Annotated in this window: 25 protein-coding genes and 1 pseudogene; 7 read left to right on the forward strand and 19 right to left on the reverse strand. The window is 70.6% G+C overall.

Annotated elements, in window-relative coordinates:
* Positions 1 to 7: 7 nt before the first annotated feature.
* The 8 genes from pspAA to IG90_RS0123355 form a co-directional block, all read right to left on the reverse strand.
* The gene (pspAA, locus tag IG90_RS0123320) at positions 8 to 286 is read right to left on the reverse strand and encodes a PspA-associated protein PspAA (protein WP_030587811.1); all 279 of its coding nucleotides are present in this window, start codon (positions 284 to 286) and stop codon (positions 8 to 10) included.
* Positions 283 to 1,059, reverse strand: coding sequence for a PspA/IM30 family protein (locus IG90_RS0123325; RefSeq protein ID WP_030587814.1), 777 nt, complete (start codon positions 1,057 to 1,059; stop codon positions 283 to 285). Before IG90_RS0123325 ends, pspAA begins: the two co-directional genes overlap by 4 nt.
* A 174-nt stretch (positions 1,060 to 1,233) precedes the next feature.
* A complete protein-coding gene (locus tag IG90_RS0123330; protein WP_030587817.1) occupies positions 1,234 to 1,551 on the reverse strand; it encodes a hypothetical protein in 318 nt (105 codons plus the stop codon).
* A gap of 2 nt (positions 1,552 to 1,553) precedes the next feature.
* The gene (locus tag IG90_RS46705; protein ID WP_267958697.1) at positions 1,554 to 1,685 is read right to left on the reverse strand and encodes a hypothetical protein; all 132 of its coding nucleotides are present in this window, start codon (positions 1,683 to 1,685) and stop codon (positions 1,554 to 1,556) included.
* Complete coding sequence (locus tag IG90_RS0123340; RefSeq protein WP_030587819.1) at positions 1,682 to 2,407, reverse strand: methyltransferase family protein; 726 nt, start codon at positions 2,405 to 2,407, stop codon at positions 1,682 to 1,684. The genes IG90_RS46705 and IG90_RS0123340 overlap by 4 nt, the downstream gene beginning before the upstream one ends.
* Entirely contained in the window at positions 2,400 to 2,663 is a 264-nt protein-coding gene (locus tag IG90_RS0123345; protein WP_030587822.1) for a hypothetical protein, read from the reverse strand. The genes IG90_RS0123340 and IG90_RS0123345 overlap by 8 nt, the downstream gene beginning before the upstream one ends.
* A 29-nt stretch (positions 2,664 to 2,692) precedes the next feature.
* A complete protein-coding gene (locus IG90_RS0123350; RefSeq protein ID WP_030587825.1) occupies positions 2,693 to 2,929 on the reverse strand; it encodes a DUF2933 domain-containing protein in 237 nt (78 codons plus the stop codon).
* Positions 2,930 to 2,954: 25 nt separating this feature from the next.
* Positions 2,955 to 3,218 (reverse strand): SHOCT domain-containing protein, encoded by a 264-nt coding sequence (locus IG90_RS0123355; RefSeq protein WP_030587828.1) that lies wholly within the window; start codon positions 3,216 to 3,218, stop codon positions 2,955 to 2,957.
* A 201-nt stretch (positions 3,219 to 3,419) separates the two neighbouring features.
* Here IG90_RS0123355 and IG90_RS0123360 point away from each other — a divergent pair, with 201 nt between their 5' ends.
* The 7 genes and pseudogenes from IG90_RS0123360 to IG90_RS39665 all read left to right on the forward strand — a co-directional run bounded on the left by IG90_RS0123360 (position 3,420) and on the right by IG90_RS39665 (position 11,517).
* Positions 3,420 to 6,233, forward strand: coding sequence for a heavy metal translocating P-type ATPase (locus IG90_RS0123360; protein ID WP_033894583.1), 2,814 nt, complete (start codon positions 3,420 to 3,422; stop codon positions 6,231 to 6,233).
* Positions 6,230 to 6,571, forward strand: a complete 342-nt coding sequence (locus IG90_RS0123365) for a metal-sensitive transcriptional regulator (protein ID WP_030587834.1) — start codon at positions 6,230 to 6,232, stop codon at positions 6,569 to 6,571. The genes IG90_RS0123360 and IG90_RS0123365 overlap by 4 nt, the downstream gene beginning before the upstream one ends.
* Before the next feature lie 81 nt (positions 6,572 to 6,652).
* The gene (locus IG90_RS0123370; protein WP_051860229.1) at positions 6,653 to 8,128 is read left to right on the forward strand and encodes a glycosyltransferase; all 1,476 of its coding nucleotides are present in this window, start codon (positions 6,653 to 6,655) and stop codon (positions 8,126 to 8,128) included.
* Between the two features lie 11 nt (positions 8,129 to 8,139).
* Positions 8,140 to 9,162, forward strand: a complete 1,023-nt coding sequence (locus tag IG90_RS0123375; protein WP_267958698.1) for a galactose-1-phosphate uridylyltransferase — start codon at positions 8,140 to 8,142, stop codon at positions 9,160 to 9,162.
* A gap of 37 nt (positions 9,163 to 9,199) precedes the next feature.
* The gene (locus tag IG90_RS44370) at positions 9,200 to 9,358 is read left to right on the forward strand and encodes a hypothetical protein (RefSeq protein ID WP_157846342.1); all 159 of its coding nucleotides are present in this window, start codon (positions 9,200 to 9,202) and stop codon (positions 9,356 to 9,358) included.
* Between the two features lie 101 nt (positions 9,359 to 9,459).
* Positions 9,460 to 9,744, forward strand: a complete 285-nt coding sequence (locus IG90_RS44375) for a hypothetical protein (RefSeq protein ID WP_157846343.1) — start codon at positions 9,460 to 9,462, stop codon at positions 9,742 to 9,744.
* Positions 9,745 to 10,114: 370 nt separating this feature from the next.
* A pseudogene (locus tag IG90_RS39665) lies at positions 10,115 to 11,517 on the forward strand (multicopper oxidase family protein).
* A 112-nt stretch (positions 11,518 to 11,629) separates the two neighbouring features.
* Here IG90_RS39665 and fxlM read toward each other — a convergent pair.
* From fxlM to IG90_RS0123445, 11 genes are all read right to left on the reverse strand, one after another.
* On the reverse strand, positions 11,630 to 13,984 hold the full coding sequence (gene fxlM, locus IG90_RS0123395; protein ID WP_030587846.1) for a methyltransferase, FxLD system: 2,355 nt from the start codon (positions 13,982 to 13,984) through the stop codon (positions 11,630 to 11,632).
* Between the two features lie 19 nt (positions 13,985 to 14,003).
* The gene (locus IG90_RS0123400) at positions 14,004 to 14,660 is read right to left on the reverse strand and encodes a M15 family metallopeptidase (protein ID WP_030587849.1); all 657 of its coding nucleotides are present in this window, start codon (positions 14,658 to 14,660) and stop codon (positions 14,004 to 14,006) included.
* Between the two features lie 14 nt (positions 14,661 to 14,674).
* The gene (locus tag IG90_RS42320; protein ID WP_030587852.1) at positions 14,675 to 15,751 is read right to left on the reverse strand and encodes a bifunctional GNAT family N-acetyltransferase/NUDIX hydrolase; all 1,077 of its coding nucleotides are present in this window, start codon (positions 15,749 to 15,751) and stop codon (positions 14,675 to 14,677) included.
* The gene (locus tag IG90_RS0123410; RefSeq protein ID WP_030587855.1) at positions 15,748 to 17,193 is read right to left on the reverse strand and encodes a phosphotransferase; all 1,446 of its coding nucleotides are present in this window, start codon (positions 17,191 to 17,193) and stop codon (positions 15,748 to 15,750) included. The genes IG90_RS42320 and IG90_RS0123410 overlap by 4 nt, the downstream gene beginning before the upstream one ends.
* Entirely contained in the window at positions 17,190 to 18,050 is an 861-nt protein-coding gene (locus IG90_RS0123415) for a class I SAM-dependent methyltransferase (RefSeq protein ID WP_030587859.1), read from the reverse strand. The genes IG90_RS0123410 and IG90_RS0123415 overlap by 4 nt, the downstream gene beginning before the upstream one ends.
* Entirely contained in the window at positions 18,047 to 19,246 is a 1,200-nt protein-coding gene (locus IG90_RS0123420) for a methyltransferase domain-containing protein (RefSeq protein WP_245170721.1), read from the reverse strand. The genes IG90_RS0123415 and IG90_RS0123420 overlap by 4 nt, the downstream gene beginning before the upstream one ends.
* A gap of 84 nt (positions 19,247 to 19,330) precedes the next feature.
* Positions 19,331 to 19,888, reverse strand: coding sequence for an NUDIX hydrolase (locus tag IG90_RS0123425; protein ID WP_030587864.1), 558 nt, complete (start codon positions 19,886 to 19,888; stop codon positions 19,331 to 19,333).
* A gap of 133 nt (positions 19,889 to 20,021) precedes the next feature.
* Complete coding sequence (locus IG90_RS0123430; RefSeq protein ID WP_030587867.1) at positions 20,022 to 22,019, reverse strand: ATP-binding cassette domain-containing protein; 1,998 nt, start codon at positions 22,017 to 22,019, stop codon at positions 20,022 to 20,024.
* Between the two features lie 297 nt (positions 22,020 to 22,316).
* Positions 22,317 to 23,207, reverse strand: coding sequence for an aminoglycoside phosphotransferase family protein (locus tag IG90_RS0123435; RefSeq protein ID WP_051860230.1), 891 nt, complete (start codon positions 23,205 to 23,207; stop codon positions 22,317 to 22,319).
* 343 nt (positions 23,208 to 23,550) lie between these two features.
* Positions 23,551 to 24,447, reverse strand: coding sequence for an endonuclease/exonuclease/phosphatase family protein (locus tag IG90_RS0123440; RefSeq protein ID WP_030587875.1), 897 nt, complete (start codon positions 24,445 to 24,447; stop codon positions 23,551 to 23,553).
* A gap of 39 nt (positions 24,448 to 24,486) precedes the next feature.
* Positions 24,487 to 24,708 (reverse strand): helix-turn-helix domain-containing protein, encoded by a 222-nt coding sequence (locus IG90_RS0123445; protein WP_030587878.1) that lies wholly within the window; start codon positions 24,706 to 24,708, stop codon positions 24,487 to 24,489.
* Positions 24,709 to 24,791 lie beyond the last annotated feature (83 nt).

Genomic DNA, 24,791 nt, shown 5'->3' on the forward strand with positions numbered 1-24,791 from the left:
CACACACTCACCCGGGGATCAGGCCCTCGTCGGACAGCAGCTCGCGCACCTGCGTGAGGCTGGTGTCCTCGTCGGGCAGTACCAGGTCGGACGGCGTGATCCGCTCGTCCGGTACCCCTGTGCCGAGGCTGCGCACCGCGTCCAGCAGGGCCGACAGGGCAGAGGCGAACGCCGCCTCGTCACCTGCATCTGCTGCGGATTGCAGGTCGGAGTCCAATGCGTTGAGGTGGCCGAGGTGTTCTTCGGTGATCTCGTACTGGCCCTCGCCGAGAATCCGCATGATCATGACGTTGCCTCCTGGTCCGGCGGTGCCTGCCTGGTCCCACCCGCCTCGACGGCCCGCGCAGTCGCGGACGCGGGGAGCTGGGCCTTCATCCGGGCCAGTTCGATCTCCACGTCGCTGCCCGCGGTGACGCGCTCGAGTTCGGCCTGGATGTCGTCACGTCCGGCCGGCAGGGTGGCGTCGTCGAGCGCGCCGGAGGCGATCAGCTCGTCGAGCGCGCCGGCGCGTGCCTGGAGCTGTTCGGTCTTGTCCTGGGCGCGCTGCATGGCCAGGCCCACGTCGCCCATTTCCTCGCCGATGCCGGTGACGGCCTCGGTGATGCGGGTCTGGGCCTCGGCGGCGGTGTAGGTCGCCTTGATCGTCTCCTTGCGGGTACGGAACGCGTCCACCTTCGCCTCCAGACGCTGCGCGGCAAGGGTGAGCTTCTCCTCCTGCTCCTTCAGCGACGCCTGCTGCCCCTCAAGATCGGCGATCTGCGAGGCCGCTGCCGTACGGCGGGCCAGCGCCTCGCGGGCCAGATCCTCACGCCCCACCGCGAGCGCCTGCTCCGCCTGGCCCTGCAGCTTGCCCGCGGACTGCCGCAACTGGCTCACCTGCAGCTCGACCCGCTTACGGCTGGTCGCCACATCGGCCACGCCGCGCCGGACCCGCTGCAGCATCTCCCTCTGCTGCTCGTAGGAGTAGTCCAGGACCTCACGCGGATCCTCGGCCTTGTCCAGAGCCTTGTTCGCCTTGACCCGGAACAAGGTGGCGATGCGTTGGGAAATACTGGTCATGGCGACCGCCTTCCTCTCAATAGCGGAGTCGCGCCGGAGCGATCGGGCGAGACATACCCGGCATCCGCGCCGTCGGCCCGCCGCCGGTCCGCAGTCCGGAACGCGTCTCCTCCATTGTCCGGGTGCTTTCCCCTCCTGGCAGCCTGATCGTGTTCCGTGCGGTTTGTGGCTGGGTCATGGCCCGCTCCCGGCGTGGGTCGCCGCCTGCGGGCTGGGAATGTCGCGCAAGGTGTCACCGACGGCATAGGCCAGGGCGGCGGCAATGGTGCCGGCCCCCCACAGTCCCCAGGCCACGGCGGGCGCGTCGGCGACGAGCAGGGCGGGAACGGGCAGCGCACCGGCGGCCAGGAGGGCGGGGGCGGCGCGGTGGAGAGTGCGGGCCAGGCCCGAGGCGTCTGTCCGGTGGCGCCGGGCGAGAAGCATCGCGCACGCCGCGACGGTCAGAGCCTGGACGGTGATCAGGAGCCAGACCAGGGCAAGGGGGGCAGCCATGTCTATCGCCTCCTGCCCGGGCCGCGGGGCCGGCGGTGGCGCTCCGTGCGGGCTAGCACGACGAGCACCAGCATGATCCCGGCGAGCACGCCGGCCACGATCGCCGCCTGGACAACGACGGGGAGCGCGGTCATCGGCTCCTCCCGGTGGCGGAGCGGCGGGACGCCTCTGGCTGCGGGCCCGGCTCGTGTCCGGCCGGGGTGGCCTTGCCCGGCGACGTGGGGCTACCGCGGCGGGGCCGACGTGGCCAGAAGCGGGGAGTACGGGCGGCGTAGGCGGTCCACTGCTCACCGAAGCGGGTGGCGACCTCACGTTCCTCGCTGCGGGCCAGGCGGCCGTACACGTACACCAGGACCGGGAACATGATCAAAGTGGGGAGGGTGGGCCACTGCAGCAGGAATCCGATCATGATGAGCAGGAAGCCGTCGTACTGCGGGTGGCGCACCCAGGCGTAGAGGCCGGTAGTGGCGAGCCTGTCGTGCTGAGCGGCGTCGTGCAGGATCTTCCAGGCGGCGGCGATGAGCCAGAAGCCGACGCCGATGGCGGCGTAGCTGGCCAGGTGGAAGGGGCTTAGGTGGGGGTCGCCGCTCCAGCCCGTCAGGTCGTTCCACAGGTGACCGCCAGCGTGGGTGTCCTTCAGGAGCGGGAACTGGTTGCCGAGCCAGCTGCCCAGCAGGTAGACGGTGAGCGGGGTGCCGTACATCTCGGTGAACAGCGCCACCAGGAATGCGCTGTAGGCGCTCATCGCCCGCCAGTCCCGCTTGGTTTTAGGGTGGAAGAAGCTGGCGGCGAAGACGATGAACAGTGCCGTGTTGAGCACCACCAGCGGCCACAGGCCGTATGCGGCGTCAGCCATCACGTCCTCCTCGGGGCAGTGTCCGCTGTCCGCGGGCCAGGCCGCTCATGCGCCGCTGGTACGTGGCCGCGTCGATCCGCTCGTGCGTCCGCAGGCCCGCACACCAGCGTTCGGCGGCCTCCAGGGCGGCACGGCGGCCCCTCAGCCGCGCCAACGGAGGGCACCGGCTCTCGCGGGGTGTGACCAGGCGGCCGATGTCGTAGGCCAGGGCCGCGAGGATCAGGGCGCCGATCAAGATTGCGATCAAGGCTTGCATTGCCATGGACCGTGGCCTCGCCGGTAGTTTCAGCGGAAGGGCTTGTGGTCGTGCGGGTCGCGGTCCTTGGGCGCGTCGTCGTGACTATGTCCGTGCATGTCGTCTCCGCCGTGCCCGCCGCGCATCATGAAGAACATCATCAGCGGGCAGGCGAGCACGATGAGAAGGATGGCGAGGGTGCCCACGGGCACACCGAGCGCCAGCGCGCCGACCAGGGCGATCGCGATCGCGACCGCGTACAGGCCGTAGTTCCTGTTGTTGTTCATGGCCGGTCCTCCTCCTTGGGGGGCGTCAGGGTTTGGCGGGGCCGGAGGAGCGCAGGGCGGCCAGGCGCCGCTGGTAGTCCTCTTCGTCGATGTCGCCGCGGGAGAAGCGTTCGGCGAGCAGCTGCTCGGGCGAGGGCCCGGCGGAGACGTGGGTGTGTTCGGGGGTGCGGTTCAGGGCGCGGAAGAGTAGGATAGCGGCGGTGATGATCAGCGCCCAGAAAAGGATCATGCTGGCCGACATGGCGAACCAGCCCCAGCCGCTCATGTCGCGGTCGAACCAGAACATCATCGCGATTCACTTCCCCGGATTCGGGGGGCTGCGGGCGTGGAGCCCGCCGTCCGGCCGGTATCTGTTCCTTTCACGGTCACTCCCGCCGCACCGCGTGCACAGGGCCGACCGGTCCCCTGTATCGGGACCGTTCAGCCCCTACCTGGTTGGGGTAGCGAGGGACGAGGCTGGAGGGAGTGAACACGCAGGGAGGCCATTGCCATGGGTGTTGCCGATATCGTTGTGGTGGTCTTGGCCGCCTTGCTGATCGCCGGCCTGGGGTGGTTCTTCTTCGGCCCGCGCCGGGCCCGTGCCGCGCATCTGGAGGGAGGGGTGCAGCGGGTCGATGTGACGGTGCGGGGCGGCTACAGCCCCGATCTGATCCGGGTCCGCCAGGGGATTCCGGTAGAGCTGGTCTTCGACCGGCAGGAGTCCGGCGAGTGCACCAACCGGGTCGTCTTCCCCGACCTCAGGGTCAGCGCCGGGCTGCCAGCCTTCACCCGCACCGCCGTGCGCGTCAGCCCGGATCAGGCCGGATCGTTCGGGTTCGCCTGCGGAATGAACATGATCCACGGCACGCTGCTGGTCGAACCGGCGGACGGTTCCGGCGCCACGGAAGTCACTCCGGACGGAGACGGCAGGGAAACGGCTGCCGCCGCCACCGAAGCGGAACGTACGGGCGGCGGGGAGACCGGGGCCGACGCGGAAGCGGCCGAGGCCGCCGAGCGGCGCGCGGAGATCACAGACCTGACGCGCCGGGTCGCCGTAGGCGCCGTGCTCACCGCCCCAGTGCTCTTCGCCGTCATGGCCCATGAGCTCTTCGGCGCCGACTGGGTTCCCGGCTGGATGCTGAACCACTGGCTCCAACTGGCCCTGATCACCCCGGTGATGCTCTATACCGGCTGGCCCATCCACTCGACCGGCTGGCTCATCTTGCGCCACCGCGGCGCGGACATGAACTCCCTCATCACGCTGGGCACCACCGCCGCGTACGGATACAGCCTGATCGTCACGCTCGCCCCTGGTCTGCTGCCCGAGGATGTGCGCGAGGTGTACTTCGAGGCGGTCGGGGTGATCCTCACCCTGATCCTGCTCGGCAGGCTGCTGGAGGCACGCGCCAAGGCCGGCACCGGCGAAGCGATCCGCGCACTGCTGGGCCTGCAGGCCCGCACGGCCCGGGTGATCCGCGACGGCACCGAGACCGAGATCCCGGTCGAGGACGTGGCGGTCGGCGACGAGGTGGTGATCCGGCCTGGGGAGAAGGTGCCGGTCGACTCCGAGGTGCTGTCGGGTTCCTCGGCGGTGGACGAGTCGATGGTCACCGGCGAGCCGATGCCGGTCACCAAACGCGCCGGGGACACGGTGATCGGTGCCACGGTCAACGGCACCGGCTCCTTGCGGGTACGCGCGAGCAAGGTCGGCGCCGACACGATGCTCGCGCAGATCATCCGCCTGGTGCAGCAGGCCCAGGCGTCCAAGGCCCCCATCCAGCGGCTCGCCGACGCGGTCTCCGCCTATTTCGTGCCCGCCGTCATCGCCATCGCCATCGTCACCTTCGCCCTGTGGTTCACCGTCGGACCGGCCCCGGCCCTGACACTCGCCCTGGTTTCCGCGGTCGCGGTGCTGATCATCGCCTGCCCGTGCGCGCTGGGCCTTGCCACCCCGCTGTCGGTCATGGTCGGTACGGGCAAGGGCGCCCAGGCGGGCATTTTGATCCGTTCCGCCGAAGCCCTGGAAACCGCGCACGAGCTCGACACCGTCGTCCTGGACAAGACGGGCACCGTCACCGCGGGCAAGCCCGTCCTCACCGACGTCCACACCGCCGACGGATTCGCGGACGACGAGCTGCTGGCCCTGGTCGCGGCTGCCGAGGCGGACAGCGAGCATCCGCTCGCCCAGGCCGTCACCGCCGGCGCCCGGGAGCGCGGCCTGTCCTGGCCCGCGGCGGCCGGCTTCGACTCGGTCACCGGGAAGGGCGTACGGGCCACCGTCGACGGCCACACCGTCCTGGTCGGCACCGCCCGGCTGCTGCGCGACAGCGGCATCGACACCTCCACTCTGGCCCCCGTCGCGGCGGACTTCTCGGCCCAGGGCAAGACGCCGGTCCTCGCTGCCGTCGACGGGCGGCCCGCCGGCATCCTGGCCGTCGCCGACACCGTCAAGGACGACTCCGCGCAGGCCATCGCCGCCCTGCAGCGCCTCGGCGTCGAGGTGGTCATGCTCACCGGCGACAACGCCCGTACCGCCGCTGCCATCGCCGCCCAGGTCGGCGTCACCCGCGTGCTGGCGGAGGTGCTGCCCGAGCACAAGGCGGACGAGATCCGACGCCTACAGGGAGAGGGCCGCACGGTCGGTATGGTCGGCGACGGCATCAACGATGCCCCCGCTCTCGCCGCCGCCGACGTGGGACTCGCGATCGGCACCGGCACCGACGTCGCGATCGAGGCAGCCGACATCACCCTCATCTCCGGCTCCCTGACCGGAGTGGTCACCGCCATCCGCCTCTCGCGCGCCACCATGCGCAACATCCGGCAGAACCTGTTCTTCGCCCTCGTCTACAACGCCGTCGGCGTCCCCCTCGCCGCGGGAGCCCTCTACCCGGTGTGGGGCATCCGCCTCAGCCCGATCATCGCCGCCGCCGCCATGGCCCTGTCCTCCCTGTCGGTGGTCACCAACGCATCCCGCCTGCGCCGCTGGCATACGACGCCGCTGCCGCCCGCCACGGTGGAGCCCGTCGAGCCCCGGGTCGAAGCGGCTGCCGACCAGGCCGGCACCGAGGCCACCACGGATAGTGGCGGACCGCCCCACGGCCGGCCCGGGGCCGGGAAGGAACACCAGCAGCACACCGAGGCGATGGCGGTGGACCCGGTGTGCGGCATGCACCTGGACCCGGCGACCGCCGCCGAACGGCGGGACGCCGACAGCGGCAGCTACTTCTTCTGCTCCGCGCACTGCGCGGCAGCTTTCGACGCCGACCCGGACCGCTATCGCGCGACGGCGGCGGAAGGGGCACACGAACGAGGCGAGAGCAGATGACCACCATCCCCGACCACGCAAACGCTTCAGAACCGGCACCGGCACCGGGCGCAGCACGGCACGGATACGCCGACCACAAGGGCGACCACCTCGCCCGCCTGCACAAGGTCGAGGGCCAGGTCCGCGGGATCACCCGCATGGTCGACGACGACAGGTACTGCATCGACATCCTCACCCAGATCAGCGCCGTCACCCGAGCCCTGCAAGAAGTCGCGCTCGGCCTGCTCGACGACCACGTGCGGCACTGCGTGACCGACGCCGCACGCTCGAATCCGGCAGCGGGCGAGGAGAAGTTCGATGAACTCACCGTCGCTCTGCGCCGCACGCTACGGCTGTAGACCGACAGGTCGCAGGCCTGAGGCAGTGCTGCCCAGCCGTCCCGCTACGGACACCGCCCCAACCCAGGAAGGGAGCGCAAGATGCTGCAGAGTGTCGATGTCGGGCGCCGGAGTCTGGACGCCTACTGCCCGTGTGTGGGAGGCGAGGCAGTGGAGGAGCTGAGGGCGCTGGCCGCGCCGCTGGACGGGGTGCGGGTGCTGCACGTGAACGCGACCGGCTATGGCGGTGGTGTGGCGGAGATCCTGCGCTCCGAGGTGCCGCTGCTGCGCGACCTCGGAGTGGTCGCCACCTGGAAGACCATCAGCGCCGAGCAGGACTTCTTCGAGGTGACCAAGGCCATCCACAACGGCCTGCAGGGCGACCCGCACGGCATCAGCGACCAGCAGTGGGAGACATATCAAGCAGCCTCCGCGCAGGTGGCGGCCCAGCTGGAGGAGTCCTACGACGTCGTGGTCGTACACGACCCGCAGCCCCTCGCACTCCCACACCTGCACGGCCGGGGCCAAGCAACCTGGGTGTGGCGCTGCCACATCGACAGCTCACAGCCCAACCCCGGCGTGTGGGCGCGGATGCGGCCCCTGCTCGCCGACTTCGACGCCGCCGTCTTCACCCTCGGCGCCTTCGTCCCGCCGGACGTACCAGTGGAACGCGTGGAGATCATCCCTCCCGCGATCGACCCGCTGAGCCCCAAGAACATGCCCATCGACGACGCCCTCGCAACCAGCGTGCTGGACTGGATCGGCGTGGACACCACCCGTCCGCTGCTGGTCCAGGTGTCCCGCTTCGACCCGTGGAAGGACCCCCTCGGAGTCATCGCGGCCTACCGCGCCGTCAAAGCCCACGCTCCGGCCGTCCAACTGGCCCTGGTCGGCTCCATGGCCCTGGATGACCCGGAGGGCTGGCAGGTCTACCAGCAGATCACCGCCGCGGCGGCCGGTGATCCGGACATCTCCCTGTTCACCAACCTCACGGGGGTCGGCAACATCGAGGTCAACGCCTTCCAGCGGCACGCCGACGTGGTCATCCAGAAATCGCTGAGGGAGGGCTTCGGTCTCGTGGTCTCCGAGGCCACCTGGAAAGGCACCCCAGTGGTCGCCGGCCGGGCCGGCGGCATCCCCCTGCAACTGGCCGACGGCGCCGGAGGCCACCTCGTCGACTCCGTCGAGCAGTGCGCCGACGCGGTGCTCCGCGTCCTCGCAGACCCTCCCGCAGCCCGCCGCCTCGCCGCCGCCGGCACGGATCTGGTACGCGGTCGCTTCCTGCTGCCCCGGCTGATCGGCGACGAACTGCGGCTGATCACCAGCCTCCTGGGCCAGCAGCCCGCCGCGCCGACTGCCCTGGCCACCATGGCGGGCACCGGCAACGAGGAACGCGACCCCGTGTGCGGCATGCGGGTCGCCCCCACCAGCGAGCACCGGATCCGGCACGACGAGACGACCTTCCTCTTCTGCTCCGCTTCATGTGCCCGCCAGTTCACTGCCAATCCCGGGCTGTTCCTGCGTGCCGTTCACCGCGCCACACGCACCAGCCCGCCCGTAGGCCGACCCGCACCGTAAGAACGGACAGGATGGCCATGTCGGAACTCCGCCGCGACCCCTTCACCCGAGACTGGGTGGTCATCGCCCCCGAACGGGCTCACCGGCCCCAGCACACCCCGGCCGCGGCCCCGCCCGCGCCTGCCACCGATCCACACTGCCCCTTCTGCCCCGGACACGAGCAGGAAACCCCCGGGGAACTGTGGCGCCGGCCCGCCTATCCAGACCATCCGCCAGGTGCCTGGGCGGTGCGCGTGGTCCCCAACCGCTACCCCGTCCTCACCCTCGGACACGGCCCCGCCCGCCACCGCACCGCCGGATTGTTCATCTCCGCCGCCGGCATCGGCAGCCACGAGGTGGTCATCGAATCCCCCCGTCACGACTGGGACCTGCCCGACGGGGAAGACACCGCTGTCGCCGATGTCCTGTGCGCCTACCGCGCCCGCTCCCTCGTCCTGCGCGAACGCGGCCCCGGGCTGGTCCTGCCCTTCCGTAACCATGGCCCGGCGGCCGGCACCTCCCTGGCCCATCCGCACTCCCAGATCGTGGCCACCCCCATTGTGCCGCTGCGTCAGCGCCTGCTCTTCGATGTCGCCCGCACCTACTACGACGACTACGGCCGCTGCCTGTACACCGACGTCACCGCCGCCGAACTCGCCGACGGCCGGCGGACCGTCGCCATCGGCGACCACGTCGCCGCCTTCTCCCCGTACGCCGCCCGAGCCGCCTACGAGACGTGGATCGTGCCCCGCCACCACCAAGCGTCGTTCGCCGACGCGGGCGACGAGGTGCTCACCGAGACCGCCGCGATGCTGCGCCGACTGCTCGACGCTCTGCGCCACCTACTCGGCGACGTCCCGTACAACTACGCGCTCATCAGCGCGCCCAACGGCGAAGAGGCCACCGCCTACTTCGCCTGGCACCTCCAATTGGTCCCTCGCCTGGCCGCAACCGCCGGCTTCGAACTCGGCAGTGGCATGGCCGTCAACCCCGTCCCACCTGAACGAGCCGCCGCCGAGCTGCGCGGGACACCCCCGCTGGGCCCGCACATCTGACTCGCGCCTCTGACAAACGGGCCGGCCCGCCACGGCGGTGATCGGCGCCGTCCTCCAGGCCCTCCCGGAAGTCGCGCTCGGATGCGATGACCACGTACAGCACTCTGCCCACGGTGCCGTCCGGGTGGACCCGGCCAAGGGCGAGACCAAGGTCGATGACCTCGCCCTCGCCGTGCGCCGCTCGGGGCGTCTGTGACCGCCTCCGCGACCAAGAGTCAAGAAACCCCGCAGGGGTATATTGGGCGGGCGGCGAGTTCCCACCCACGGGGCTCGGAGAGCAAGGCGCGGGTGGAGGCGATGGCAACATACAAGGCCCTCGCGGGTGCCCTGCGCTGGGCGCGCGGCGCCGTCATCGTCCTGTGCGCTGCCCTGGCCGTCCTCGTCCACCATGAGACCGCCGCGATCGCCGTCACCTCCGTGCCCTCCGCCACGCATGCCGGGCACGCCATGCACGGATGTGCTCGGTGCGAGTCCGTCCGCGCACAGCTCTCCGTTCGGCGCCTGCGCCGGCCTGGGCATGCAGCACTGCGCGACCGCGAGCGCAGAGGCGGCCAAGGTTCCTGCACCGTCGCAGGCATATGACGCGCTGTCGGCAGACCCGGACCGTGGCCACGCCCGGCCGGTGTTCGCCGCAGCGATCGGCTGCGCCCCGCCCGACCTGTCGGTCCTCTCCCAGCTGCGCATCTAGGCCGCGCCCACGGCACCCGTGTGCCGTTAAGCCAGCGACCCCACATGCAGCTCGAACAAGAGGACTCACATCGTGAACAGCATCGACCGACGCTCCGTCCTGCTTGCCGGACTCGGCGCCGCCGGCGCGGCCACGCTCGCCGCCTGCGGCAACTCCGCCACAACCCCCTTGGTCAGTCCGTCCGGCTCCCAGGTCGCCCGCGCGGAGAAGAAGCGGGCCCGCACCGGCCAGGAGCACAAAACCACCCTCACCGCGGCACCCGCCATGCTCGACCTCGGCGGCGGCATCCGGGCCAAGACCTGGGCCTTCGACGGCCGGACCCCGGGCAAGGAGATCCGGCTCTCCGCCGGGGACACCCTGGCCGCCGAGCTGTCCAACCAACTGCCCGGCAAGACCACCACCTCCATCCACTGGCACGGCATCACGCTGCGCAACGACATGGACGGCGTGCCGCCCGCCACCCAGACCCCGGTGCGGGCCGGCGCGAACTTCACGTACCGGTTCATCGCCGACGCCCCCGGCACGTACTTCTTCCACCCGCACGTCGGCACCCAGCTCGACCGCGGCCTGTACGCCCCGCTGATCGTCGAGGACCCGCGCGAACCGCTGGCGTACGACGACGAATGGGTGGTCGTCCTCGACGACTGGGTCGACGGCGTCGCCGGCACGCCCGAGGAGGTCTTCGCCGAGCTCAGGCAGGGCATGGGCGGCATGGACATGGGCGGGGCCTCCGGCTCGGGCATGGAGGGCCACGACATGCACGGCATGGGGAACACGAGTGACGACGCATCCCCGTCCGCCTCCGACTCCTCGGGCGGTATGTCGTCGAGGTTCATGCTCATGGGCGCCGCAAGCGACCTGCTCGGCGGCGATGCCGGTGATGTGAAGTACCCGTACCACCTGGTCAACGGCCGTGTTCCGACCGACCCGGACGTCTACACCGGCAAGCCCGGCCGCAAGGCGCGGCTGCGGATCATCAACGCCGGTTCCGACACCGCCTACCGGGTCGCGCTCGGTGGCCACCGGCTGACCATCACCCACACCGACGGCTTCCCGGTCCAGCACCAGCAGGTGGACGCCCTGATCATCGGTATGGGCGAACGCTACGACGTCCTGGTCACCCTCGGCGACGGCGTCTTCCCCCTGGTCGCCGCGGCCGAGGGCAAGAACACCGGCGGCCTGGCTCTGGTCCGTACGGGATCCGGCCGCGCACCGTCGGCGTCCGTACGGCCGAAGGAACTCGACGGCCTGATCCTGACCGCCTCCCGGCTCCGCGCGGCCGACGACGTGCGCCTGACGTCCGCCAGGACCGACGTCACGCACGAGATCAAGCTCACCGGCGGCATGATGCACTACAACTGGGCCATCAACGGCAAGCCCTTCGACATGGCCCACCCGGAGGCCAACCCGATCCTGGTCGAGGAGGGCCAGCGGGTGCGGCTGGACTTCATCAACGAGACCACCATGTGGCACCCAATGCACCTGCACGGCCACACCTCTACCAGCTCGGCGACTCCGGTCCGCGCAAGGACACCGCGATCGTCCTGCCGAAGAAGAAGCTGTCCGTCTTCTTCGACGCCGACAACCCCGGCCAGTGGATGCTGCACTGCCACAACGCCTATCACGGCGAAGCCGGAATGATGACCAACGTCGCATACCAGACGTGACGCCACGGCAGGTGGCACGCGTCGATCGCCTGCCACCTGCCGCCAGTGAACCCAGATCGGCCGCTGAACGGCGTCGGCAATCTTGGTGACAGTTGTCGCTGTTATGTGTCAACTAGAGGCGTCCGTCGCAGCGCTCAACGGGGCGGGGGAGCAGCGCGTCACGCCCCGGCCACCGGAACACCAGGCGGCAGTGCTCCTTGTCCAGGACCTCCCCGGCGGGCAGCAGATCGTCAGGCGTCCCGGCCGGGTAGACCGTCAAGGCGGGATCAGCGTGCTTGCTGTTGTCGTCGGCGCGCACATGGCGGTCCCAGGCCCGGACCGTGACCGCCAGCTGCTCGGCCAGTCGCGGGCCCTGCTCGCCGAACGCGCGGACCACCCACTCCCACTTCTTGTCCTCGCGGCGCTCGCCGTCCTGGATCTGGACATGGGTGAGGTAGGCGAGCGAAGCGCCGCCGACGATTGCGGGTACGTCACGGCCCTTCACGATGCCGGTCACGTCCTGGTCCGGGTCCCGGTGGGCGGCCAGTCGGCAGAAGCCGGGCAGCGTGGTGGCCGCGTACAGCTGCAGGGAGCCGAAGTAGGCTCCCGCCCCCATGGTCACACCGGTGGCGACCTCGTGCCGCGTCCCACGCAGCGCCTCCTCCAGGCCGTCGGTGTCAGCGGCGGTGCCGTGCTCGAAGCGAAGCGTCAGCCCGCCGTCGAGCAGGGAGACAACCGGAATGGTGCGGGCCTGCTGCCCCTGGTCGCGGACGAACCCGCAGTACGTGAAGTGCCGGGCCTCCAGCACTGGCCCGCGCCGCTCGAAGGCGATCGCCCGGGTGTAGCCGCCGATCTCCAGCGGCAGAACCAGGCGTCCGCCCTCGGCCAGCTGCTTCCACCAGGCCGGGGCGATGTCCCAGCAGTTGTAGGTGACCACGCTGGCGTCGAAGCCGCCGCGGGGCACGAGGCGGGCGGGTGCGCCGAGGGCCGCGTCGGCTTCGACGACGGTGACGCGGCCGCTGCCGGCCTCAGCAAGGGCACGGCGGGTGCGGCGCACGACCCATGGGTCGATGTCGGCGGTGATCACGAGTCCGTCAGGCGCGGTGACCTGGGCGATCAACTCGGCGTTGTAGCCGCCGGATCCCGCCTCGAACACGACCGCGCCCGGCGTCAGGCACAGAGCCTCGATCATGTCGGCCTGGAGCCACGCCGCGGACACCGAGCTGATCGGCGCTCCGGTCTCATCGCGCCGGGTGATCACGGCCCGGTCGCCGCCGTCGTACGCGTCTGCGAGGCTCGCCTCCGGGGCGAAGCGGTGACGCGGCACGGTTCGCAGCGCATCACGGACCGGCTCGGACGGGGCCCAGCCGCCGTCGATCACCTGCTTGGCCATCGCGCGGCGCAGCCGGGGCGCCGCGGCCGGCTCACCCGGTACGGTCGGCTGCTCGACGGCGAGCGGGTAGGAGACCACGGGCGGCAGGTCGGGGATCACTCCGGGCCACACGGCATCCAGAGACTGGGCGGCGGGGACGAACACTGCACCGATGCAGGCAAGGGCGTGCAGGTCGACGAACTCCCAGCGGGCGAACTTGTCCGGCTCCGGATTGGCGAGGGTGCCGGACCAGTTGGTGATGCGGACGACTGCCGTCAGCCGCGGGACGTCGCTGGCGGCGTCGGCGAGCATCGTCACCACATACGCGTTCTCGGCGTCGGCGGTGAGCCCAGTCTCCTCGGCGAGTTCGCGCACCGCGGCCGCCTCGAACGACTCCGATCCGTCACTCTTCCCGCCCGGCAATTCCCACATTTCCCGGTGCGAGCGGCCGAGCAGGACTCGGCCGGCTTCGTCGGTGACGACCGCGAGGGCGCCCGTCACGGCCAGACCAGTGGGCGGTCGCTGCCGCTCCACCGCCCGGGTGCCGGTGTGGCAGGGGCCGCGCAGGACCAGGACGGCGAGCTGGTCCGCCTCCAACCGCTCGACCGTCTCCCACCCCTCGGTGAGCAGACCGATCTCGTCCTCATCGAGAGCGATCCTGCGGCGCTCCTCAGGCGTGTGCTCGACCACTGGGGTGATCACGACGAGGGCGCCGCCGGGCCGCAGCCGCTCACCGAGCGCGTGCACGGCACTCATCCGGTTGGCCAGGAAGGGATACATCAAGCGCAGCGTGACCAGGTCGTACCCGTCCTCGTGCAGCGGCTCCGGGTCGTCGCGTTCAAGGTCCAGACACAGCCAGCGCACCCCCTCGACCGCGGCGTGCTCCGCCCGGGCCCGCTCGAGGGCGCCTTCGGCGAAGTCCAGGGCGTCCACGGTGTAGCCGAGCGAGGCCAGGAACACCGCCAACTCGCCGGTGCCGCAGCCGGCATCGAGGGCCCGGCCGCCGGCAGGGGCGGGCGCGTGCTCGGCGAGCAGGGCCTTCTCCTTGTCCCCGAGCTGTCGGAAGCCGTTCCCATCGGCGTAGTGCTTGGACCATTCGGTCCGCGTGTATCCCACAGATCCCTCTCCTGGTACGTCAACGGCGGGTAGTGCCGTGCTGCCGCGGCAGCACAAGGGGCCCGTACAGAGCGAACGGCTGTTTAGTGGTGAATGCCCAATATCGGTCGCCGTAGGACCAATGCCAGTATTCCGTCGGGTAGTTGACCAGTCCGGCCGCGGACAGCGCGGCCTTGAGGGTGCCCCGGTTCGTACGGGCCTGGTCGCTGAGACCGACGGCGTCGGTGTAGCAGGCGCCCGCCGACTCCTCCGGCGACGCATTGACTCGGACACCCATGTCCAGCTCGCGGCCCTGGTGGTCGACGAGCGTCACGTCGACGGCCGCACCGGCGGAGTGCGGCGCGATCTCCGGAGGCGACACGAAGCGGCTGGCGGCCTCCCGGATCGTGGCGGCCTGCCAGTCCGGATGGGTGCGGGCCAGCTCGTCGGAGTACTCCTCGAAGTACCGCCGCTGCAACGCCGGCGGCCGATACCCCTCGACAAAGAGCAGTTCCACCCCGGCGGGCAGCAGTGACTGGGCATGCAGCAGCCGGGTCAGCACCCCCTGTCGCACGTGGGCGAAGGCCCCGGCCGCGTCCTGCTTGCGGGCATCGACCTTCAGACCGTGCGCCCGCACGTCCACGAGCTCCTCGCCGCAGTCCGTGAAGGGGATCGCGGCGATCCTCCGGTCGGACATCAGCACAATGCTGCTCACTTCGTCCCCCAGTCCCAGGCGTCGAAATAGGCGGCCACACCGGTGGGGCGGGCCTCGGCCACGGCGCTCAGCCGGGCGAAGTCGCGAGGCGGCATCAGCGCCTCCCACTCGGCCAGGGGAAGCACGCGCGCCTCGTCGTGCTCACGCGGATCCAGCGCGATGCCGCGGATCTGCTCCGACGTGAGGCGGCCGCCGTCGAAGACCAGGCCGAGCGTGCTGTAGGGCCACTCGGCACCAGGCAGCCCGTACACCGTCGCCAGCAGACGCGGCGGACCGGACACCGTCAGCCCGGTCTCCTCCCGGCACTCACGCACCGCCGTGCCAAAAGGCCTCTCCCCGGGATCCATCGTGCCGCCCACCAGCTGCCACGGGTGCACGGGCGAGTAGACGGAATGCAACTGCAGGGGCCGGTCGTCCTCGTCGGTGAAGTACAGGCACGCGAAACAGGTCGCCTTCAGCACCGTCTCGGCATAGACCTCGGGCGGCATCCACCCGGAACCCTCGCCACCCTCACCGCCCTCCGGCAGACCGCGGCCGACTGCCTGCTCGTCCTTGGCGGCCGGCGCTTCCAGGCGCGTCATCCGCATCAGCGCCACACTGCTGGCGAACCCCAGGTCGCGGTACAGCGGGGCGGCCTCCTCGCTGGCGTGGAGCTCGAACAGCGTGACGTGTTCGGCATGGAGCTGCTCGAGGAGCGCGGTCACCACCGCCCGGGCGTAGCCGCGGCGCCGGAAGCCCGGGCGTGTGGCGACGGCGTGCACGCGCGAGGCCAGCCCCTTGGGATAGGCGGGCGCCGGGAGCACGGGATGGATCAGGCCGAGGGCGCAGGCGGCCATCGAACCATCCGGGGCGTCGATGACGAACGCCCGCGCGTCCCCGCCCGCGGTCAGCCGCGGCGCCAGCTGGGCCGTGCACCGCCGGATCCACTCCTCGCTCAATGGCTCGGACAGGATGTACTCGGAGCGCATCCGCACGATGCCCTCGGCATCGGCCGGCGCCGCCGCGCGGACCGGCGCCTGCTGCACGGCGCCCGGCACCCCGATGGTGAGTGCGGGCGAATTGTCGCGGCTCATGAAGGTTCTCCCGCAGGCGAGTTGGCTTCGTGCTCGGCGCGCAGGCGGGCCAGCGTCCGGTGGCCCCGCTCGACCAGCTCCGGATCGCCGTGGGCGGCACCGAACTGGATGCCGCTCACCGCATCGAGCGCCGTGTCGATGATCAGGCGGGCTTCCTCGGCAGCCGTCAGGGGCCTGCCGTACCCGGCCATGAACGCCTCATACAGGTCAGGCCGGTTGGCCCAGGCGTCGGACAGACGGACCAGGTCGCGCACCGCGGGACCCGGTTCGCTTCGCTCCAGATCGATCACGGCCACGCTGTCCTCGGAGTCCTCGGAGTCATGGGGGGTGTCGGCGTCGTCGTGCAGGATGTTGCGGAGCTGGAAGTCGCCGTGGGTCTCCACCCACTCCAGTGGCGCCAGGTCCTCGGCCTGGCGGACCAGCTCACGAACGAACTCCTCATCACCCGGGACGAGATGAGGGCGCGCCGCTTCCAGGTGCCGGTCGGCCTTGGCGACGGCCGGGCCGCTGCCTGCGGGAGCCGGCCGCGGAGGCGAGGCCTCATGGATACGGCGCGCCAGCACACCAATCTGGCGGAAGACCTCCCGCTCCCGAGCCGGGACGAGGATCCTGCCGTGCAGGGGCCGGCCGGGCAGCGCGGTGATCACGACGGCCCGCAGTTCCCCGTCGGCGGCCACCAGCCGGGGCGCGGCCGAACCCAGAGATCCGGCCCAGGTCCGCAGCGCCCGGACCTCCCGGTCATGGAACTTGTCGTTCTGATGGGCTTTCACGTACCAGGTGCCGCCGGCGGCACCCCGCACACGCCAGACGCGGCTGTTCTCCCTTGTCCATGAGGTGTCGGTCCACTCACTGATCCGTCCCACCGCGCGCTGCGCGAAGGCCTCGAGCGCAGCATCGGGACGGGTGCCGCGGTCCGGGCCGGTCGCGTCCGGGACCAGGCGCAGACGGTCAGCGCCGGGGTCGTAGGCGATGGCGTCACCGGACATTTGGAAGTGCACGGCGATCCTGGCACCGGCCCGGTAGGCGTCCAGGCCGGCACGGCAGTACGCCACCATCCCGTGCGGCAGTGCGTCCAGCCGCGCCCACATCATCGCGTCGCACACGTCCTGCTCGGCGACGTGCGGCTCCCCGAGCCAGTTGCGGACTTCGAAGAAGTAGCCGGTACGCGAGGCGCCGCCTGGGCTGCGGTGGTGCACGACGACGGCTCCCCGTACGTTGGCCGGGGCGATGACGACGCCGGTCTCCTCCCGTGCCTCACGCACCAGAGCGTCGACGACGTCTTCGTGCGGGCCGTCCAGGTGCCCGGACGGCAGGTGCCACAGCCCGGCCGCATACACCTGCCCGGCCCGCCGCGACAGCAAGACCTCCAGCCCCTGTGCTGCCTCGCGCAGCAGCATCAGATGAACGTCCACCGGTTCGGTGTGCCGCTGCCCCGGGTTCACCGCGCTCCTCCGCCGCGCCGGGCGAGGAGGACCGTGAAGACGGCGTGCTCCGTGAGGGACCCACCGCAGGCGTGGGAGTCGAGCAGCGTCCGGGCCTCGTCCTCGAAGGCGGCGTGCCGCTCACCGAAGAGCTCCGGGCTCGCGAAGGACGTGCTGCGCAGGTAGCCGATCACGTCCTTCGGCGCCCAGGCACGGTCCACGGAGTAGGGGTGCTCGGTGACGTCATTCCACGCCGATGCGGCGAGGTCCTCCTCGTACGAGCGGCCAGGCTCACGGTAGGCGGCATCGGTGCCGGCCCGGCGCTCGGCGCCCAGGTAGTGCTGGATGAGTTCGCGCAGAGCCCGGGTCCAGTCCGCCTCGTAGGTCCACAGGCTGCCGTCTCCCATGATCGCGACGGCAGCGTCCGGTGCGGCCACCTGGTCCGCCATCGCCAGCACCGCTGGACGGTCCATCCAGTGGAACGCCCGGCAGCAGGTGATCAGGTCCGGGGCGTGCGCCTCGGCTCCGGGCAGCGGTGCGTACGCGTCGGCCGCGGCGTGGACGAGGCGGAGGGTGCAGCGGCCGAGAACCGGCGCGAGAGCGTCCTGGGCCTGGTCCAGCATCTGCTGGCTGACGTCGACCGCCTCGATGTGCGCCAACCCGGGTGCGGCGGACAGGAGCGCTCGAGGCACCTGCCCGGTGCCTGTGCCCAGGTCCAGGAGGACCGGGTTCGGCCGGCCCTGCAGTACGCCGGCCAGCAGTTCGGCCGCGGCCGTTGGAACACCGGGCCGGTAGCGCTCGTAGTCGGTGGCCGCCGCCCCGAACAGGGCTGGCTGCTCCGGTGTACGGCCTGGAGAGGACGTGTGGGGACCGGTCACGAGGCAACTCCTTGAGCAGCTGGGCGGGGGACTGGCAGGTGCCAGGTCAAGCCGCCGCACGGCGACGTGACGCGCTGCCCGCCGTCCGGGGCGATGACGAGGCCGTAGCGGTCGGGCGAGCCTGCCGCCCGCCATCGAACGGCGAGGTCTTGGATTTCCTTCCAGATGTCGCGCGGCCCTTGGATGGTCACGTTCCACCGCGTCGCGCCGGTCGGCTCGACCCGCAGCCAGGATCCGCAGCCGGGCGCCCCGATCACCAGGTGGTCGGCGCCGAAGTCTCGTACCAGCCCGCCGAGTAGGTGGTCGGCCGCAAGCCACAGGCCCCGGTCGCTGTCGGCCGGCGGGCTCAGCTTGCTCCGCTGCGTCCAGGTGCCCGGCTCGGCGGCGATACGCTGCCGGAACTCCTCGCTGAGCCAGATCCTCTCCAGATCACGGCCGGCCTGGTGGGCAAACTCCACGGCCCGCAGCTCCCCTTGGATCTGCCCGTCGGCGGTGCGCTCGACGATCGCAAGGGCGGGCCACGACGGGGAGGCCGTGGTCACATGCGCAAGCAGCCGCCCCCCGGGCGCGAGCTGCGCGACCAGGGCGGGCGGTACGTGATCGACCGTGTACGAGATGAGAATCCTGTCGAACCTCCGCCCTGGCACGCCCTGTTCACCAGCGCCACACACCACCTCGGGCCGGAAGCCGAGGTCGCCAAGCCTCAGCGTGGCCGCTTCGACGAGGTGCTGGTCCCGGTCGAGGGTGACCACTCCCTGGTCGCCGCACACCTGGCAGGCCACTGCGGCCGTCACCCCCGCGCCCGTGCCGACGTCCAGCACCCGCTGACCGGGGCGCAGATCCAGTCCCTCCAAGAGCGTGGTGGTCAGGCTCATCAGCGTGGCCGCCGACGTGATCGACGCGCCCGACCGCGAGCCGCGTACTCGTTCCACCAGCCGTTCCCCGTTGTGCTGGACGAGCACGCTGGCCCCGCCGTACAGAATCCCGAGCAGCTCGGGCCGGTCTTGCGGCTCCGCCCAGTCCAACAGGTCCCAACGGCCCGGCCTTTCCTCCCGGGCGTTGCGACGCACGTAGGCCTGCGGCATCAGTCGCTCACGAGGAAGCACCAGCAGCGCATCGCGCACGGGCCCCGCGCCCAGCGCGCCTTCCGCTTCGAGCCGGGTGACCATCCTCGCCCGCGCGGCCGCTGTGTCCACGGCCGCGTCCCCATCGGCTGGCCGCGCCTCCTGCCTTACGCCCGGGCCGGACTGTGCCGGGCTCGTGTCCAGGGTGCTCACCGCCTACTCGCCCCATCCCGTCTCCGAGTACAGACGCCCGGCGACAATCCCTTCGATCGCCACTCGGCTGTACGGCACCACGGCGGCGGGAAGATCCGTCGGGTCCCACCACCGCCACTCCACGCACCGGTCAGGCTCCAGGAGCCTCGGGGTGCCAGACCAGGAGTGGGCTCTGAACACGAGTCCGATGCGCGGCCGCGCAGTCGGCGAGTCGCTGTGGTGGATTACGTGTACGAGCTCGACGCTGTCGGGATCGACGAGCAGACCCGCCTCTTCCTCCGCCTCTCTGACCAGGCATCTGATCGCGGCCTCTCGCTCACAGTGCCCGGCCAGGAAGTGCCACTCGTTCGCCCCGAACTTGGAGTCGGGGTGTCGCAGACCCAGCAGGATCTGTCCGTGCGAGTTCTGGAGGTAGAGGTGGACTCCGATGATGTGGAGTTCGGTCCCTTCGGGCGCCTCGTCACACGGCCGACCAGTGGCGGACGGAGCGTCGCGTTCCTGAGGATGCCCATCCGGCGCGGTGTCGACGACCGTCCGGACGTGGGTGCGGGTGGGCGGCACGCTGGTTCCTTACCTTCTCGGGGAGGCTGGGGGAGGCTTCTGTCCAGGTCGGCGGACCGTAGACACCTGGACACGGGTGAGACGGTCATCGGGCTCGTCAGCCGTCCGCCGGGGGGACGGGCAAAGGGTGGCGTCATGTGTCCGCGATCTCGGTGGCCTGGTAGCCGGCGGCCTGAAGGGCGAACATCGCGGCGTACTCGCCCTTGAGGCTGAGCAGCTCCTGGTGTGTGCCGGACTCGATGATCTTGCCGTTGTCGAAGACGTAGATGTGGTCGCAGTCGATGACGGACGCGAGCCGGTGCGAGATGAGCACGGTGATCCGGTCGGGGCGGCGCTTGCCGCGCAGTACCGTCTGGTAGACGGCGTGTTCAGCGCGCGGGTCCATGCTGGCCGTGGGCTCGTCCAGCAGCAGCACCGGAGCATCCTTGTATTCGCCGCGGCCCACCGCGACCTTCGCCCACATGCCCGCTGACAGCTCCTGGCCGCCGCGGAAGCGCTTGGAGAGCGTGGCGGACCAGGTGCCCGGAAGGCCGGCGATGACCTGATCGGCCCCGGAGGCGACAACGGCGTCGAGGACGCGCTGAGGTTCCGCCCTGGTCAGGGTCCCTCTGGAGACAGTGATGTTGGACAGAGCGGAGAAGGGGTACCGGGTCGGATCTTGCAGGACCGAGGCGACCTGGGCCTGTAGGGATTCCGTGTCGTAGTGCGTTGTGGGCACGTCGTCCCATCGGATCTCGCCGTTCGTGGGGTCGTACAGGCCGGCCAGCAGTTTCGAGCAGGTGCTCTTTCCTGATCCGTTGGCTCCGACGAAGGCGACCGTCTGCCCGGCGTGCAGAGTCAGGCTGATCCCGGCGAGAGCGGGTGTGTCCTTGCCGGGGTAGGTGTAGTGCACGTCCTCGAGGGTGATGGTCGTGATGGTGTCGGGGGCCGCGACGCCGGTTCGGCGCGGCAGCAGGCTTCGGCAGCGTTGCTGATGTTCCAGCAGGTCTCCCACCCACAGGCTGGTCTCGTACAGCAGGTGGGCGACGTCCACAACGCGGGTCATGGACGAGCGGGCACTCTGCAGTGCCAGGACGGCGCCCGCGCCGGCGGCCAGCGGCAGCCAGCCGTGGATCAGCATCAGGCCGAGAACCACGTAGGTGATGCCTGTGCCGATTCCCCCGGCGCTCCTGCCGATCAGGGACATGCGGGCCTCGGCGAGGTTCAACCGGATGTCCTCGGCGGTGATCTGCTCGGTGAGCCGGGCGTGCTCGTCCAGCAGTGCCCGCTGGGCGGTGTGGGAGCGCAATTCGGCTGCTGTGTCGCGGTCCAGCATCAGCCACGAGAACACGTCGGTGCGCCGGGACATCTCGTTGAAGCGGCGGAAGCTGTGGAACCGGGCCTTCGCCGACTTCACCGCGGCCGCGCCGACGGGCAGGACGGACAGCGGCAGCAGGAGCAACAGCAGCGGATGCAGGACAGCAAGGACGCTCGCGGTGCCGACGAGTACGAGCGCGGCAGCGGCGAGCGTCACGACGTGACCGACGATCTGCCGTGCGTAGTGCAGCCCTTGGTTGCGGGCTCGGTAGCACTCGTCCTGCCAGGTCGGACTGTCGACCGCCTCGAGCTTCACATGTGAGGTGAGGCGGTAGAAGTCGCGCTCCAGGGCGGCCCGGATCAGAGGAGTTAGCTTCCCCTGCGCGACCGTGACTCCGTACTCGAGCGCCGCGCGCAGGGACAACAGGACGACAACGAGCAGCAGTTGTGGTGCAGCCGCGCGCACCCGGTCAGGGGTGGGGCCATCGGCGAAGATGTGCTGCGCCACCCCCACCGTGGCGACGAGCCCGAAGGCGGACAGGACGGCCGAGGCGGTCTGCAGCAACACCAGGGCGACGGTTGCCGTCCGGTTCGCCCGCCAGGCGAAGCCGCCGACCTGCCGCACGGTGCGGGGCAGCTCGCCCAGGATCTGCCACACGCTGGCACGGGCGGCCGCGCCCTGGTGCAGCAGCCACCAGGCCTCGACCATCTCCTCCTCGTCCCCGTTCTGCACGATGCTGGACGTCGTGGCGGGCGGTGGTGGGAGGACTTCGGCGCGCGGGCGCGGCACCTCGGCCGCTGCCTCGCCGTTTTCGACCTCGGTCTGTTCACTCATCGCCGCCTCCCGACGGATTCGCCTGCCGCGGCGCCAGCTGGCACCGGAAGCGACGTGCAGGGCGCCGTCCGCGGGCGCGCTGCGCACGATCTCCTTCTCAAGGCCAGCGGCCACGTCCCGGCGTGCTGCCGCGTGGAGCGGGGCACCGGCCGGGGGCGAGGGGAGGGGGTATCGAGGCCGGGAGCGGAAGATTCGGGGGCGTGCATGGTGAGGACTGCCTCCAGCAGGTGACGGTACGGGGCGCGGCGTCGGAACGGGCGGGGGCGCTCCTTGCTGCCGACGGGCCGAACGGACAGGTCAGAGCAGTCGGGCACTCACCCGCTCGAGGATGGTCACCGCCCGGGCGATCTCGGCACCGTCGTTGTTGCGGTGCGCCCACTGCAGGTCGTCGAGGGCGGCCAGCACCGAGTAGGCGTCCAGGGCACGGGCCTCGTCAGCGGAGAAATCGCGGCCGTACCCCGCTTGGCACGCGGTCTGGAGATGAGGGTGCGATGGCCATGTGTCGGCGGCCAGCCACACGAAGTCCTCGACCGCTATGCCGCTGCCGGACTCCTCGAAGTCGAAGAGCCCGAGGGCTCGCGCCGCCCCGTCCCACTGCCAGTTCCTGGCCTGGAAGTCACCGTGGCGAAATCCGAGCGGCAGGTAGGGAGCGAGTAGCCGCAGTACCTGTCCGGCCCGCTCAATCCCGCTCCTGTGCCGGTCGGACAGGAGATGAGTGATCTTCGGTACATGGGCGGCCGCCGCCTCCACCTTTTCGTCGACGTCCGCGATCGCGCGGGCGCGGGCCGCGGGATGGGGGCGCTCCAGCTCGTGCCAACGCCGCAGCAGGCCGCCGGCGAGCGAATGCACCGTCCGCTCCTGCCCCGTCCGCAGTTTCAGCCCCAGAACCCGGGAGCCCGGCAGCGCCGACGTCATGATCACGCCCAAGCGGGGATCGGTGTCGAGCAGCCGCGGCGCCCGGCCCGCGCCGAGCGCTGCCGCAGCATGCCGGTAGGCATACACCTCACGCTGGTAGCGGAGCGCGTTCCGGCTCACCTTGACGTACACGGAGTGTGTCCGCAGGTGCACGCGCCACACCCGCGAGCTGGACCGGCGCGGCCAGGGCGCGTCGGCGATGAACTCCACACCGGGCACCTTGCGCTTCACCCAGAGGTCCACCTCGGGCGGCATCACCGTGTTTCCGCTCATCGGCCTGCCTCCAGGCGCACGCCTGCCGGAGGAGCCGGGTTGACGGGGCAACGGCCGCGTTCGAATACCTGGCTGCGCATCCGGTGATCGGGTCTGCACTGCATCGCACCCCTTCATGTCGAACGAATGAGTGGAACACCGGGGGAAACGACCCCCTCCGGTGTGGCGTCACGGCCAATTCCGGGCGATCTGTCGCACTGGACTTCGATTCGCGTGGTCTGGCCGTGACGGGGCAAGGGCGGCCTGTGCCGCAGCCGTCGAACAATCACCCTCGCGGTGGTCGTGTCATCCGATTCGGCGATGGCGTCCGCAGGCCGCCTTGTGCCCCGTCCTTGCCGAGCCGTCAGTGCGCCGCGGCGAAGGGGGCTCTCAGGGCGTCGATCAGCGCGTCGGCGTCCAGGCACACACGCACGATGTGGTGGTCGGACAGATCGAGGGGGACCTCGATCACATCGACCGACACGACGGCCGGCAGCAGCTCCGGCGTGGCGTACACCCGGTCGATCCGCGAGTCCGGCCCGTGCGTGTCACAGGCGTTGACTGTCCGCGCCACCGCGCCCGCATCCCCGGCCAGGGCACGATGCCGGGCAACGTCCTGCAGACCAGCGGTGCGCAGCGCTTCGTCCGGGCGCGTATCCATCCGCCGGACACCGTCCGCGCCGACATAGGACCGGTGCAGGCGATGCGGCCGGTCCCGGATTGCTTCCAGTTCCGGCAGAACCGGATCACCGGGAATTCCCGGGACCGGGTAAGAGTTGTTGTCACCTCCCATGAGCGCGGGCAGGGTGACGGAAGGACCGTCGGGAATCTGCCACTTCTTGTCGGCCCATGTGCTGAGCCACTCTGTCTCGGCAAGCCGATGGGCCGTGCTGGCGTAGTTGAGGTGATAGGACACCGCAACAAGGGGGAGTGCCCGCTCTCCGGCAGGGGTGTACCGCAAGGTCAGTGCGGTCGGCGGCAGCACGTACGGAAAACTGGTGGACCATTCACGCACGGGCGTGAATTCGGTGCTCGCGAAGACGGCCGTACAACTGGAGGCTCCGAGCCAGCCCCGCATTCCGAGCAGGCTCTCGGCCTCGGACATGACCTGCTTGCCGTCCTGCCCCGCATCCCACATCTCCTGCCGAAACACCAGGTCCGGGCCCAGGCTGGCGAGCGTCTGATAACCGTCGCGGCGTCGCGCCGGATCCTTCTTCCCGTTGTTCTCAAAATTCCAGCTCAGAACAGTGATGACGTTCATGGTCCCCCTCTGTTGAGGTCTCGCTTGGCAGGGCAGGAATCAGTTTTCGGAGAGCCTTGTTCGGCGGACGCCTCCGCGCCTGCGGAAGGTCACCCCGGCTTCCTCCAGGAGCTTGTGGACGAACCCGTAGGAGCGGCCGGAGGCGGCCATGAGGGTGCGGATGCTGGCGTTGTTGTTGTAGTGCTTGGCGAGTTCAGCCGCGTATTCCACGCGGGCTTCTCCGACAAGGCGTGTCTTGGGAGCGAGTGGCGTGAGCGCCATGGTGGGTTGGCCTTTCGGTGGCATAGGGACGGAGGCTGCGGGATTCTGCATGGCAGGCCGGGCCCAGGAGAGCTTTCCCGAGA

The sequence above is a fragment of the Streptomyces anulatus genome (assembly GCF_000721175.1).
Lineage (GTDB): Bacteria > Actinomycetota > Actinomycetes > Streptomycetales > Streptomycetaceae > Streptomyces > Streptomyces anulatus_C.